This window comes from Actinosynnema sp. CA-299493 (genome assembly GCF_050946825.1).
Lineage (GTDB): Bacteria > Actinomycetota > Actinomycetes > Mycobacteriales > Pseudonocardiaceae > Actinosynnema.
In genome coordinates this window covers 6,681,329-6,693,688 of sequence record NZ_CP191993.1, presented here as the reverse complement: position 1 = coordinate 6,693,688, position 12,360 = coordinate 6,681,329, and the positions used below count along the sequence as shown (strand labels likewise).

13 protein-coding genes are annotated in these 12,360 nt (G+C 68.2%); 11 read left to right on the top strand and 2 right to left on the bottom strand.

Annotated elements, in window-relative coordinates:
* The first annotated feature begins 30 nt into the window (after nt 1-30).
* The 3 genes from ACQPYE_RS27925 to ACQPYE_RS27915 are packed head-to-tail and all read left to right on the top strand — an operon-like array spanning nt 31 to nt 1,865.
* Nucleotides 31-300, top strand: coding sequence for a hypothetical protein (locus tag ACQPYE_RS27925; protein ID WP_498715580.1), 270 nt, complete (start codon nt 31-33; stop codon nt 298-300).
* Nucleotides 301-338: 38 nt separating this feature from the next.
* Complete coding sequence (locus ACQPYE_RS27920; RefSeq protein WP_498715578.1) at nt 339-1,397, top strand: asparaginase; 1,059 nt, start codon at nt 339-341, stop codon at nt 1,395-1,397.
* 9 nt (nt 1,398-1,406) lie between these two features.
* A complete protein-coding gene (locus ACQPYE_RS27915) occupies nt 1,407-1,865 on the top strand; it encodes a PPC domain-containing DNA-binding protein (RefSeq protein WP_498715577.1) in 459 nt (152 codons plus the stop codon).
* A gap of 143 nt (nt 1,866-2,008) precedes the next feature.
* Here the strand turns inward: ACQPYE_RS27915 and ACQPYE_RS27910 are convergent, their stop codons facing one another.
* Nucleotides 2,009-2,959 (bottom strand): nucleoside hydrolase, encoded by a 951-nt coding sequence (locus ACQPYE_RS27910; RefSeq protein ID WP_498715576.1) that lies wholly within the window; start codon nt 2,957-2,959, stop codon nt 2,009-2,011.
* A gap of 73 nt (nt 2,960-3,032) precedes the next feature.
* Here ACQPYE_RS27910 and ACQPYE_RS27905 point away from each other — a divergent pair, with 73 nt between their 5' ends.
* Entirely contained in the window at nt 3,033-3,626 is a 594-nt protein-coding gene (locus ACQPYE_RS27905) for an LOG family protein (RefSeq protein WP_498715574.1), read from the top strand.
* Here ACQPYE_RS27905 and ACQPYE_RS27900 read toward each other — a convergent pair.
* Nucleotides 3,575-5,902: a tetratricopeptide repeat protein gene (locus ACQPYE_RS27900; protein ID WP_498715573.1), complete on the bottom strand. Its 2,328-nt coding sequence runs from the start codon at nt 5,900-5,902 to the stop codon at nt 3,575-3,577. The genes ACQPYE_RS27905 and ACQPYE_RS27900 overlap by 52 nt on opposite strands.
* 208 nt (nt 5,903-6,110) lie before the next feature.
* Between ACQPYE_RS27900 and ACQPYE_RS27895 the strand changes: the two genes are divergently transcribed.
* From ACQPYE_RS27895 to ACQPYE_RS27865, 7 genes are all read left to right on the top strand, one after another.
* Complete coding sequence (locus tag ACQPYE_RS27895; RefSeq protein WP_498715571.1) at nt 6,111-6,806, top strand: A24 family peptidase; 696 nt, start codon at nt 6,111-6,113, stop codon at nt 6,804-6,806.
* A 61-nt stretch (nt 6,807-6,867) separates the two neighbouring features.
* Nucleotides 6,868-7,440, top strand: a complete 573-nt coding sequence (locus ACQPYE_RS27890; RefSeq protein WP_498715569.1) for a hypothetical protein — start codon at nt 6,868-6,870, stop codon at nt 7,438-7,440.
* Nucleotides 7,434-8,282, top strand: a complete 849-nt coding sequence (locus tag ACQPYE_RS27885; RefSeq protein WP_498715568.1) for a hypothetical protein — start codon at nt 7,434-7,436, stop codon at nt 8,280-8,282. The genes ACQPYE_RS27890 and ACQPYE_RS27885 overlap by 7 nt, the downstream gene beginning before the upstream one ends.
* A gap of 337 nt (nt 8,283-8,619) precedes the next feature.
* On the top strand, nt 8,620-9,117 hold the full coding sequence (locus tag ACQPYE_RS27880) for a hypothetical protein (RefSeq protein ID WP_498715567.1): 498 nt from the start codon (nt 8,620-8,622) through the stop codon (nt 9,115-9,117).
* A complete protein-coding gene (locus tag ACQPYE_RS27875) occupies nt 9,117-10,004 on the top strand; it encodes a CpaE/TadZ family protein (protein ID WP_498715565.1) in 888 nt (295 codons plus the stop codon). The genes ACQPYE_RS27880 and ACQPYE_RS27875 overlap by 1 nt, the downstream gene beginning before the upstream one ends.
* Nucleotides 10,001-11,449, top strand: a complete 1,449-nt coding sequence (locus tag ACQPYE_RS27870; RefSeq protein WP_498715564.1) for a TadA family conjugal transfer-associated ATPase — start codon at nt 10,001-10,003, stop codon at nt 11,447-11,449. Before ACQPYE_RS27875 ends, ACQPYE_RS27870 begins: the two co-directional genes overlap by 4 nt.
* Complete coding sequence (locus tag ACQPYE_RS27865) at nt 11,437-12,360, top strand: type II secretion system F family protein (protein WP_498715562.1); 924 nt, start codon at nt 11,437-11,439, stop codon at nt 12,358-12,360. The genes ACQPYE_RS27870 and ACQPYE_RS27865 overlap by 13 nt, the downstream gene beginning before the upstream one ends.

Below are 12,360 nucleotides of genomic sequence, written 5' to 3'. Positions count from 1 at the left end.
CGGGTGCTCCTGCTGCTTGCCGTGGCGTTGATGGAGTCGTTCGACATCCGGGTGGACGTCGTCACCGACCCCGAGTACGGCTCGTTGGACGGGTTCGTGGCAGACCGGCGTCGCGCGGTGGTGGCCAACTGGATGGGTGCCGACGGTATTTGGCAGGTCGACATCACCGAGCACCGGCCCAAGCTGCGCGAGTTCCACGATGCGTCGAATCATGCCCGCGCGCATTCGGTGGCCCGAGGCGCGACAGTTCATGAACGGGCCTGCTGGTTCGTCGGAAGTGCCGCCGGGCGGAATGACTAGGGTGGTGATCAACCGGCCCGGATCGGAGGGGACCGCTCGTGTCGTTTGAAGCCTCGAGTAGGCCTGCTCATCGCGTCGCGGTCATCGGCCTCGGTGGGACGATCGCGATGACAGCGACGACAGGCGGCGGCGTCGTGCCCGCGTTGTCCGCGGAGCAGTTGGTCGCCGCCGTACCAGGTCTGGCAGACACCGGTATCGAAGTCGAGGTGGTGGACTTCCGCCGTGTGCCGGGCGCGTCATTGACCTTCGAAGACCTCGCCGCACTGACGGACGAGATCCGTGACCGGTGTGCTGCCGGAGTCGACGGTGTTGTGGTGACGCAGGGCACCGACACCATCGAGGAGACCTCCTACTACCTCGATCTTCGGCACGCCGCCGTACAACCGGTTGTCGTGACCGGCGCCATGCGCAACCCGACCCTCGCCGGGGCCGACGGGCCAGCCAACCTGCTCGCCGCCATCCAGACCGCTGCGGACCCGGCCACGCACGGCCTCGGTTGCCTGGTTGTCTTCGCCGACGAGATCCACGCCGCTCACAGGGTCCGCAAGACCCACACCACCAGCGGTTCCACCTTCAAGTCACCCGACGGGGGACCGCTCGGTTACCTCGTCGAAGGCCGGCCCCGGATCGTCAACAGGCCCGTCGGTCGTACGCTGCTTCCCGACATCGGCAACCGCCTGGACGTGCGGGTGGGAGTCGTCACCGCCTCTCTCGGAGACGACGGGTCACTGCTGCACACGCTGGCCAGCCAGCTCGACGGCCTCGTCGTGGCGGCGTTCGGGGTGGGCCACGTCCCCGTCGCCTGGGTGACTGCCCTGGAACACATCGCAGCACGCATCCCCATGGTGCTCTGCTCCCGCACCGGAGCCGGATCCGTGCTTTCAACCACCTACGCGTTCCCCGGCTCCGAACACGACCTGCTGTCGCGTGGACTCATCCGGGCGGGCTTCCTCGACCCCCTCAAGTCCCGCCTGCTTCTCCACGGACTCCTCTCCGTGGAAGCTGGCTGTGATCGGAAGACCATCACGATGGCGTTCGCCGCAGCCGGCAGCCACGGCACAGTTGCCGATTGGCCGTACACGACCACGACTGGATAAGGACCTACCGTGCGCAGCCATGAACTCACCCTCGGCCGCAGCTTCGGTGTCGCCTTCGACCACGGCGACGACTTCTTCACCGAACTGGCCGCCTTCTGTGACCACCACCAGGTCCGGCACGCCTACATCCCCAGCTTCATCGCCGGCTTCAGTGAAGTCGACATCGTCGGCACATGCGACAAACTTCAAGATCCACAGGCTCCGGTCTGGTCCAAGGTTCACCTCACCAATGTCGAAGCTTTCGGTGGCGGCACCCTCGCCTACGACGAAGCTGGCGACCAGGTGCACCCCCACACTCACGTCTCGGTCGGCCTCAAAGAGCACAGTGCCGCCGGGTACACCAGCCACCTGCTCAACGCACGAGTCCAGTTCCTCACCGAAATGCTGATCATCGAAATCGCGCAGCCCGCCCTCATCCGCCGCCGCAACGCAAACCTCTACGACGTCCCACAGCTCCACTTCGGCTGACAACATCGCCGCGCTCAAGGCCCTGCGACGACCCGGTAGATCCGGGTTCGGCCGGTACCCTCGGTGCCGCTTCATGCGACATCCGGGGGCTCTTCCGCCTCATCCGCGTCCACGTGCCCTCGGCTGCCGCTTCGATGTCGCCTTCAGCTGAGTGCTTCGAGCAGTCTGGACAAGAAGGTGGCGGCGTCGGCGGTGAGAGCGACGTCAACGGGGTGGCGGTCGGTGGTGATGGAGCTTTCGATGTGGGTGGTGTTGACGATGGGGCGCAGGTCGGCGATGAGCCGGCCGCGGGTATGGGTGCCGGTGAGTTCGACGGCTACAGCCAGTCGACGGTAGGTGGCCAGGTCGGGATCCAGTGCGATGGCGGCGGCGAGCGGGTCGTGCAGGGTGCATTCGCGGCGGCCGAACATGGCGGCGTAGAAGTTGGCGTAGTGGCCGATGATGCTCGTGGCGAAGCGGGCGCGGGAGTTGTCGATCGTGGCAAGTGTGTCCAGCCACGCCTGGTCGACACGGGCTGCTTCGGTGACCTCCAGGCCGATGAGGGTCAGGGGGAATCCGGCTCCCAGGACGAGGTCGGTCGCTTCGGGGTCGTGCCAGGAGTTGGCGTCGGCCGAAGGGGTGATGTTGCCGGGGGCGGTCAGGGCGCCGCCCATGACGATGACCGAGCGCAGCAGCCCGGGCAGTTCGGGTTCCAGCAGCAGTGCCAGGGCGATGTTGGTCAGCGGGCCGAGGGCGAGGAGGGTGAGTTCGCCAGGGTGGTGGCGGGCCAGGCGGACGAGCTGCTCGGCCGCGGACTGCTGGATCGGGCGGCCTTCGGGGGGAGGACCGGCGTGACCGCCGAGGCCGTCGTGGCCGTGGACGAATTCGGCGGTGTGCAGTGGCTGCGCCAACGGGCGACGTGCGCCGATTGCCACCGGCACGGTGTGCAGGCCCGCGAGTTCGAGCACCCGGAGGGCGTTGTCGGCGGCTTGGGGAGCCGGGACGTTGCCGTGGACGCTGCCTACGGCGACGATCTCGGCTTGCTCTTGGGCGGCGAGGTAGAGGATGGCCAGTGCGTCGTCGATGCCGGGGTCGGTGTCCAGAACGATGCGCACGTGGTCACCCAATCAGGTTGGTCAGGGGCGTCGCTATCACTCGTTCGAGCGGTGTGCCTTTAGGTTCGGCGTCATGCGGGTGTGCGTTTACTGCGGTTCCTCCAGTGCCGGGGTGACCTACCTCTCGGCGGCCAGGCAGGTCGGCGCGACATTGGCCCGGAGGGGGATCGAGGTGGTGTACGGCGGTGCCCGAGTGGGCACGATGGGAGCCGTTGCCGACGGGGCGCTGGAGGCCGGTGGTCGGGTGATCGGGGTGATCCCTGAGTCGCTGGTGGGGTGGGAGATCGCCCACCAGGGGCTGACCGAGCTGCGTGTGGTGGCGGGCTTGCACGAGCGCAAGGCGATGATGACCGGACTGTCGGACGCGGTGCTGGCGTTGCCGGGCGGAGCGGGCACGCTGGACGAGTTGTTCGAGGCGTGGACGTGGGCGCAGCTGAAGGTGCACACCAAGCCGGTCGGGGTGCTCAACGTGGCCGGGTTCTTCGACCCGTTGCTGGCAATGGTCGACCACATGGTGGCCGAGGGGTTCCTCAAGCGGCCGTACCGCGAGATGCTGCTGGTCGACGACGACGTGGACCGCTTGCTGGACCGCTTCATCGCTTACCAACCGCCCGACTACACCTGGTCGGACGACCCGGTGGATACTGCCGGACCGTCGGGTTCATGACTGCGAGGCGTTGGCATGTCATCGCTCGCGGAGTTCAGGTAATCCCGGACCTCGTTCGCGCGCGGGTCGTCGAGTTCGTCGAGGATGGCCAGCGCCTTGCGCCATGAGGCCTGCGCTTCTTGCCGGTCGCCGAGAGCATTCAGGGTATGGCCACGGCTGACCAACGTCTCAGCCTCGCCCCACCGGTCACCGACCTGTCGACGAGTCTTCAGCGCGAGGTCGAACTGGCCGAGGGCTTCCTGATAGCGGCCCAGGTCGTGCAGTGTGGTGCCGAGCTTCGTCAGGGTGAAGCCTTCGCCGTAGCGATCGTCGGTGCCACGCATGATCTCCAGAGCCCTGCCCAGGTGGTGCAAGGCTTCCGCGTCGCGGCCGGAACGTCGCATCGCCTCACCGAGGCTGGCCGATGCGATGGCTTCACCATGGCGATCGCCGACACCGCGGAACAACTCCACCGCCTCGCTGAACAGCGTCACCGCCTCATCCCGCCTGCCCAGTTCGGCGGCCAGGTAGCCGCTGCCGGTCAGTGTCCACGCCTGCCCCGTCTCGTCCCCGATCTGGCGACGTAGGGTCAACGCCTCTTCCAGCTCGCGATTGGCCAGGTCGTATTCCTGACGCTCGCGGTGGGCGTGAGCGAGGTTGTTGAGCGCCCATGCCCGACCGAAAACGTCTCCGCCGGCCTCTGCGGCGGCCAAGGCGATGGTGTGGGAGGTGATCCAGGCCGTCCACGGCTTGCGCAGGAACAGGTAGTTCCAGAGCCCGACCGGTAGCTGCCACGCCTGCTTGTGCAGGTCGCTGTGATGTGCCAACCGGGTGGCCGCGACGAGGTTGGGAAGCTCCGCTTCGCACCACGTGAGCGCCTGCTCATAGGTGAAGCCGGCCGGTGACGACGGCACCCCGTCGGCAGGACGGTCCAGTTCGGGATCGCGCCGTTGCGGGGCCAGGGCGTGGTTGGCCCTATAGGCGGTGTGCAGGTACCAGTCGACGAGCCGGGTCACGGCCGCGGTGCGTTGATCCTCGGATTCTTCGGTGCGGACCAGTTCGACGCTGTACGCCTTGAGCAGGTCGTGCTGACGAAAGCGGTCTTGACCGACTTCGTCAACCAGCCGCACGGCCGACAGTTGCCTGAGCAGCGGCATCGCGCTGCGGGACTCGATGCCGCACAACGCCGCGGCGATGTCGGGACCGAACCGGTCACCGGAGTGCAGGCCGAGCAGGCGGAACAGCCTGGCCGCATCGTCGCCCAGGGCGCGGTAGGACCAGGAGAACACCGCGCGCACCGCTTCGTCCTCCTGCGAGAGGACATCCAACCGCTTGTCGATCGCGGACAGTTCCCTCGCCAGCTCGTCCAACGTCACGTGCGGGTGGGCGCTGATCCGCTCCGCGGCCACCCTGACCGCCAACGGCAAGTGCGCGCACAACCGGGCTATCTCATAGGCGGCGGTCGGCTCGCTGTTCACCCGCTCGGTGCCGATCGCTTCGCGCAACAGGGTCACTGCTTCGTCGGAGGTGAACGAGGGAACGGTGACGCATCGGGCGCCCTCCCGGACTGCCAGGCTGGACAGTCGTCGACGGCTCGTGATGATCACCAGGCAGCCTGACCCTCCTGGGAGCAGAGGGCGTACCTGCTGTGCGTCGGATGCGTTGTCCAGGAGCAGCAAGGCGCGCATCCGATCGAGCTTCGTGCGCAGGAGGGTGGCTCGGCGGTCGGCGGTCGGCGGGATGTCTGCCGGCGGCACCCCGAGATCGAGCAAAAAGGTCTCCAACACTTCGGTCGGGTCTGCTGGAGCAGAATTCGCCGAGTAGCCGCGGAGATCGTAAAACAACACCCCATCGGGGAAGTTCTGCCGTATCCGGTGACTCCATGTAACGGCAAGTGTGGTTTTGCCGCTGCCAGCTGCCCCATCCAGCGCAATAACGCCCAACGATCGGGTATTCATCACCGCGTCGAGTGTCCTGTCGAGTTCGTCGACGAGTGCAGAACGGCCCACCAGTCGTGGCACCGGAGGCAACTGCGAAGGACTGCTCCACGTACGTGATTTGGCGCGATCGCCTCGCGCGGACAGCAGTGCCACCAGGGTGCCGCCAGTGTCGAGCGCCTGGTCACAGGCCCGGAGGAAGTCCTCACTCGCAGGCTTGGTCCCGTGCTCGACGTTGCTGATGTGCCCAGGGCTGTAGTGGCATCGGTCCGCCAACTGCTGCAACGACAGCTTCGCTGCGGTACGCCTCCGGCGCAGCTCGGGCCCTATGTCGGCCTGCCTATTCTTTATTCCGTCCAAGTGAATACACCGCCCCCCTTGTCACCTCCCAGGCGACCTTGCCACCGTTGGTGCCAGCCGGCCCCGATGGCGACCGACAGGAGTCGAGGATATGGGGATCAGATGCAGACCGATGGTCCAACCGATCCGATGAAACCCCGATCGAGTGAACAGTGCGGTTGTCGGATACGTGAAGTCATCTTCGCTTCACCTCGCGAGAGGTTGTGACATGTGGGTTGAAGTCGCAATGATCGGCGCAGCGTGCGGCCCCGTGACGCTCGGCGTGGTGGCCGGAGATCCAGCTGGCACGAACGGGCCCCAGGCGAACGGCGGACGGCCACAGGTTCCGTATCCGGAAACTGGGCTCTGGTCCTGGCCTTCGTTGAACGCGCTCGGGACGCGCGACGGGTTCATGGTGGGCGCGGTCGTCGGAGTCGGTCTGGTCGTGCTTCACCAGCGGTTCGACGGTGTGCCCCACCAGCTCGCCGTCCTGTGGCTGGCAGCGATCGGCGTTCCGCTGATGATGATCGACTGGGCATGCCACCGCCTGCCCGCCCCACTCGTCCGAGCCCTGTTCGCGGGCGGAGTGGCGATCTTGGGATATGTCGCGGCTTCCCACGATGACCTGAACGCCCTGATACGAGCGCTCCTAGCCGTCGCGATCACGTCCGCTGCGTCGTTGACAGTGGCGATGATCATTCCTGCCGCTCTGGGGGCGGGCGACGTCAAGCTCCTGGGAGCGGTCGCCCTTTACCTTGGGTGGGTCGGCTGGCTCGACCTGCTGCGCGGCGTTGTGCTCGCGCTGCTCCTGGGCGCCACTGCAGGCACGACACTGCTGATCACCCGACGAATCTCGCGGACGGACCGCCTCGCCTTCGGCCCGGCCATCGTCGGCGGAGCCCTGCTCGCTCTCGTCACACCGTGATCATCTGGAAGTCCGCCGATGCGCCTTCTCCCGTCACCACGATCGAGACCTGAAGGATGATATGAAGATTTTCCACAGCACGGCGACCGCTCTGGCCGTCTTCCTCTCTGTGTCCGCGTGCAGTTCATCAACCTCTATTTCGCCAGACCAGTCAGGCATGCCAGCCGACGTGGACGGCCCTCTCCCCGAAACATCCACGGTGGCGGCAACCAATCCGGTTGATGAGGCACGGGCACAAGGCGTGCAGACCTATCGGCAGATGTGGACTGCTTACGCCACAGCCGGTGCCACCGCCGACTGGCAGTCGCCGGAACTGGCCCGCTACGCCACCGGCGGCGCCTTGTCGACCTTGACCCGAGGTCTTTTCGGCTACCGCGATTTGAAGATCGTGACGCGCGGGCAACCCGTCCTGAATCCGGTGGTGTCCTCAGTGGAGCCTCCTGATCTGCCCGCCAAGGTGATCGTCTCCGACTGCGGCGACTCGACGACATGGACCAAGCACTACGCCGACAGCGGAGCACTCGCTGACGGTGAACCTGGAGGCAGGCGGCACATCAACGCGGTGGTGGAGAAGCAGGTCGACGGATCCTGGAAGGTCAGCGACTTCGGCGTACACGAGGTGGGAACATGCTGAGTCCCGCGATCATCGGAGTGCTCATCCTCTCGATGACAGCTGCGCCTGCCAGGGCCCAGGACCCATGGGGCGATGTGAACTGCACCCAAGATCCCTCGCCGATCTGCGATCTCGGTGCTGGAATCGGTAACCGACCCGGGCCGGTGATCGGACGCCCCGGAGGCAAAGAACCACCCTCCGAACATGACAACGGCGACGATCCCTATGCGGACTGCAACTACAAGCCGGTCGACTACCAATCACCGCAAGGGCAGCCGGAGCAGCCGGGCGGTTGGTTCATGGTGCTGTGTTCGCCGGATGGCAAGGATCCGCTGTCCCACGGGCCCGTGTGGGTGCCTGCCGGCGGTGGTGCGCAACCGGCGCTGTCGCCGGAGCAGGTGGCAGCCATCGCGCGCAACCGTTTGCAGTTGCCTTCAGTCGTGATCGCGGCCAACCCCGCTGAGGTGCAGTTGGTGAACTTGCCGACGTGGTTGTGGTTGAGCGGTGGTTGGCAGGAGGTGTCGGCGAACGCGTCGGTTCCGGGTGTGTCGGTGACCGCGGTCGCGGCTCCGATCTCGGTGACCTGGTCGATGGGTGACGGCTCGACCGTGACCTGTATGGATGCGGGGACTCCGTATACGGCGGGCACCGACGCGGAGGTGCCTTCACCGGACTGTGGCCACGTCTACCGCCGGTCGTCGGCGAGCCAACCGGGGCAGGCGTTTGCTGTGACGGCGACGGTGCACTGGACGGTGACCTGGTCCGGCGCTGGGCAGGGCGGCACGTTCCCGGACATGACCACCACGGGCGGCGCTGGCTTTCGTGTCGCGGAGTCGCAGGCGTTGAACAACGGCGGCGGCTGACCGGCACCCCGTCCCCACCGGTCCATCTCTGCAGAGCCCAACCGATAGCCAGACCTGTTCCGTTCGCTGATCCCTCTCGGCGACGCGGCGCACCACCCCTATGCCTTTTGGAGGTTCCGGCGTGAGTACCAATACCACGATCCGGCTGGACATCGACCGGCCTGCGGCCACGGCCGACGGCCCCTGGATAAGCGAGGGCAGGAAGCCGTCCGCCTCGCGGCTGCGTGCCACCACTCGCCGCCGGAGCTTGCCGTACCTGCTACTCGGCGTGCTGCTCTTGCTGGCCTGTGTGGGCGGGTTCGTGCTGATCTCGTTGAACTCCGGCGACCGCCGGGCCGTGCTCGTGCTGACCCGCGACGTGTCGGTCGGTCACGTGCTGAGCGCGCAGGACCTGCGACAGGTCAACGTCGCGGTCGACCCCGGTGTGGCGGTGATGGGCGCGGACCAGGCGGCCACGGTGGTCGGCAGGCCGATGGCCACCAGTCTGTCGATCGGGGCTCTGCTCACGTCGAGCTCGGTCGGTGGTGCTGTGGTTCCGGTCAGGGGGCAGGCTGTCGCGGCGCTCGCGCTCAAGTCCGGTCAGTTCCCACCCGAGGTCTCTGCAGGTGCGCGGGTTTCGGTGGTGTTCGTTCCTGGTCAGGCGGGTACCGCGACCGGTCCGCCTACGGACGGCGGCATCGTCTGGCCTGCCGTGGTGACCAGCGTGACCGCGTCACCCGGCGGGCAGGGCACCGTGGTGTCGGTGCAGTTGCCCGAGGCCGCTGCCCGTCAGGTCGCGGCGGTGCCTGCCGGGCAGTTGTCGATCGTGATGCTCTCGACCGTGGGGGGTCGTTGATGTTGGTCTCGGTGCTGTCGTTGAAGGGTTCGCCGGGGGTGACCACCTTCGCGGTGGCCTTGGCCGCGCGCTGGCCGGTTCCTGCTCGCGCCGTGGTGGTGGAGGCCGACTCTTCCGGGGGTGATCTGGGTGTGCGGTTCTCCCTGCCCTCGGCGCCCGGTCTCGTGAGTCTGGCCGCCGCCGCCCGTCGGGACGGTCACATCGATCTGGTGTGGTCGCACACCCGGCAGCTTCCCGGTGGTCTGCCGGTGATCGCCGCACCGCCGGACGCCGAGCGGGCCGGTGCGGCGCTGTCCGCTCTCGCTCCGGATCCAGCCGGTGGGCCTGGTGTTCTGCGTGTGGCGGCCGACCAGCCCGGCTTGGTGGTCGTGGTGGACTGCGGGCGGGTCGATCCCGGTTCACCCGCGTTGTCGATCGTGCGGTCGTCCGATGTGGTGGTGCTGTTGTCGCGGGCTCACGCGGATGACCTGGCGCACCTGCCGCGCAGGCTGCCTGTGGTCGGCCGCTGGAGCCCGAACCCGGTGCTGCTGCTGGTGGGCGAGGGCTACAGCGGCGCCGAGGTGGCCCGGGAACTCGGGGTGTCGCCGTTGGGTCGGGTGCCGCACGACCCGAACGGCGCTGCTGTGCTGTGCGGGCGGCCGAACACGCTGCGCTGGGGTCGCAGCGGCCCTTCCCATTCCGCGCTGGGTCGATTCGCGCACAAGGTCGCCATCCAACTCGCCGCCCGCGAACGGCCCACCCCGCTGTCTCAGCCGTCTGCGGAACCTGCGGCGCTGGGAGCACTGGTGACCAGGCTGCCCGCGGGCCATGGCGGGCGCAGTGGCATCTATCCGGTGCCCGGGCCGGACATCGACCCGTATCGGCAGCGAGGAGGTCAGGCGTCATGACTGATCCAACCGACCACTACCCGCCGCCCGTGCCGCTGCGTCCCTACCCGCGGCCAGGCGAGGCCGATCCGTTCGGCGGCCGGGCATCGGCAGTTGATTCCGGCGAGACGGACCTCGTGGCTCCGGCCACCCGGCTGCGTCGGTACCTGCGTGAGCGGTTGAACGCGGAACTGCCGCAGCGGGTGGCAGATCAACAGGACCGCACCGGGGCGACCGCCGGCCGGGAGACGCGGCGAGAGTTGGCGCGGGGCGTTCTGGACGAGGCGTTGCGGATGCACACCGAGAATGAGTTGGCCGCAGGACGGCAGCTGCTGCCCCGCGAGGCCGAGCTGCGGGTAGTGGGCGAGGTCGTCAACGAGTTGTTCGGCATGGCCGGGTTGCAGCCGCTGTTGGACGACCCGACGGTGGAGACGGTCAACGCTAACCGCTGGGACCGGGTGTTCGTGCAGTACGACGACGGTCGCCGAGCCCGGGTCGGGCCGATCGCGGGGTCCAACGAGGAGTTGACCGACTTGGTGCGGCTGCTCGCCGCTCGTGCCAGCAGTCAGGAGCGCCGGTTCGACCAGGGCTCCCCGGCGGTCAACCTGCAGCTGCCCGGCGGGGAGCGGTTGTTCGCCGTGATGGGCCTGACGGCGGGCGGGGTGACGGCGTTGTCGATCCGCCGCCACGGCTACCTCACCGTCACGCTGTCCGAGCTGCGTCGTCGAGGCACCTTGGACCCCGGGTTGGAGGTGTTCCTGCGGGCGTTGGTCAAGGCACGCAAGAACGTATTGATCACCGGCGGTACCGGTGCGGGCAAGACGACGTTGCTGCGGGCGTTGGCCTCGGAGATGGACCCGCTGGAGCGGATCGTCACCGTCGAGGACGCCTTCGAGCTGGGCTTGGACCACGACCCGGAGGTTCACGCGGATGTGACCGCGTTCCAGGCCCGTGAGCCCAATGTCGAGGGTGAGGGCGCGGTCAGCCAGGCGGAGTTGGTGCGCTGGGGTTTGCGCATGTCGCCGGATCGGGTGATCGTCGGGGAGATCCGCGGGCCCGAGGTCATCCCGATGTGCAACGCGATGAGCCAGGGCAACGACGGCAGCATGGCGACCCTGCACGCCTCCAGTTCGCGTGTCGCGTTCACCCGGCTGGCCTCCTACGCCGCGCAGGGTGTCGAACGGCTGCCGTTGGAGGCGACGAACCTGCTGGTCGCCAGCGCGGTGCACTTCGTGGTGCACCTGGCCCGTGCCACCGATCGCCGGACACGGGTGGTGTCCTCGATCCGCGAAGTGGTCGGTGCCGACGGCCCGCAGGTGATCTCCAACGAGGTCTACCGGCCCGGCCCCGACCGGCGTGCCCGGCCGGTGGCCGGTGCGGTGAGCGGTGACACCCTCGACGACCTGGTCGACGTCGGCTTCGACCCCGGCGTGTTGGAGAACCCCGACGGGTGGTGGGTTCCGTGAGCATCACCCTCAGCCCCACCACGGCGGTGGCCGCCCTGCTCGGCATGGGCGCCGGGGTCGGCCTGCTGCTGATCGTCCTCGGCCAGCGCGGCACCGACCCGGACCGGCCTCGCCGGGCTCGTACGCACGCCACCGGCGCGCTGGACCGGCGCCGGACATTGCGCGTGGCGTTGGCGGTCACCGCTGCGGTGGTGACCGGTCTGCTGACCGGGTGGGTCGTCGGTGGGGTGCTGGCAGGGCTGGCGGTGTGGGCGTTGCCTCGGGTGTTGGGACGCGACCCGGAGCACGTCCGCGGGGTGGCGCGGATCGAGGCGGTCGCGACCTGGACGGAGATGCTGCGCGACACCCTGTCGGCCGCGGCCGGGTTGGAGCAGGCCATCCTCGCCACCGCCCCGCTCGCCCCGGCTGCGATCCGCGGTGAGGTTGGCGGGTTGGCCGCCGGGATCGAGAACGGCGAGCGTCTGGCTCCCGCGCTGCGCCGGCTCGGCGAGCGGCTGGACGACCCGGTAGGGGACCTGGTCGTCGCCGCGCTGGTGCTCGCCGCCGAGCAGCAGACCCGCCGGTTGGCCGATCTGCTCGGTTCGCTGGCCGACGCGGCGCGCGGGCAGGCCTCGATGCGGATGCGGGTCGAGGCCGGACGTGCCCGTACGCGCACGTCGGTGCGGGTCATCGTCGGCACCACGCTGGCGTTCGCGGTCGTGGTGGTGCTGCTCAACCGCGACTACATGGCCGTCTACGACAGCGCGACCGGCCAGATCGTCCTGCTGGGCATCGGAACGGTGTTCGCCCTCGGCTTCGTCTGGCTGGCCCGCATCGCCCGGGTCACCCGACCCGACCGCTTCCTGTCCACCACCGAGCCGGGCCCGGCCGGTGGGCAGCGGGTGCCCGTGGCCACCGGAAGACAGGGGTGA

Bases quoted from the DNA above. Each gene is read 5' to 3' on its own strand.
- ACQPYE_RS27895 (WP_498715571.1), top strand. From the start codon at position 6,111: ATGTGGGTTGAAGTCGCAATGATCGGCGCAGCGTGCGGCCCCGTGACG.
- ACQPYE_RS27885 (WP_498715568.1), top strand. From the start codon at position 7,434: ATGCTGAGTCCCGCGATCATCGGAGTGCTCATCCTCTCGATGACAGCT.
- ACQPYE_RS27905 (WP_498715574.1), top strand. From the start codon at position 3,033: ATGCGGGTGTGCGTTTACTGCGGTTCCTCCAGTGCCGGGGTGACCTAC.
- ACQPYE_RS27875 (WP_498715565.1), top strand. From the start codon at position 9,117: ATGTTGGTCTCGGTGCTGTCGTTGAAGGGTTCGCCGGGGGTGACCACC.
- ACQPYE_RS27870 (WP_498715564.1), top strand. From the start codon at position 10,001: ATGACTGATCCAACCGACCACTACCCGCCGCCCGTGCCGCTGCGTCCC.
- ACQPYE_RS27925 (WP_498715580.1), top strand. From the start codon at position 31: ATGGAGTCGTTCGACATCCGGGTGGACGTCGTCACCGACCCCGAGTAC.
- ACQPYE_RS27890 (WP_498715569.1), top strand. From the start codon at position 6,868: ATGAAGATTTTCCACAGCACGGCGACCGCTCTGGCCGTCTTCCTCTCT.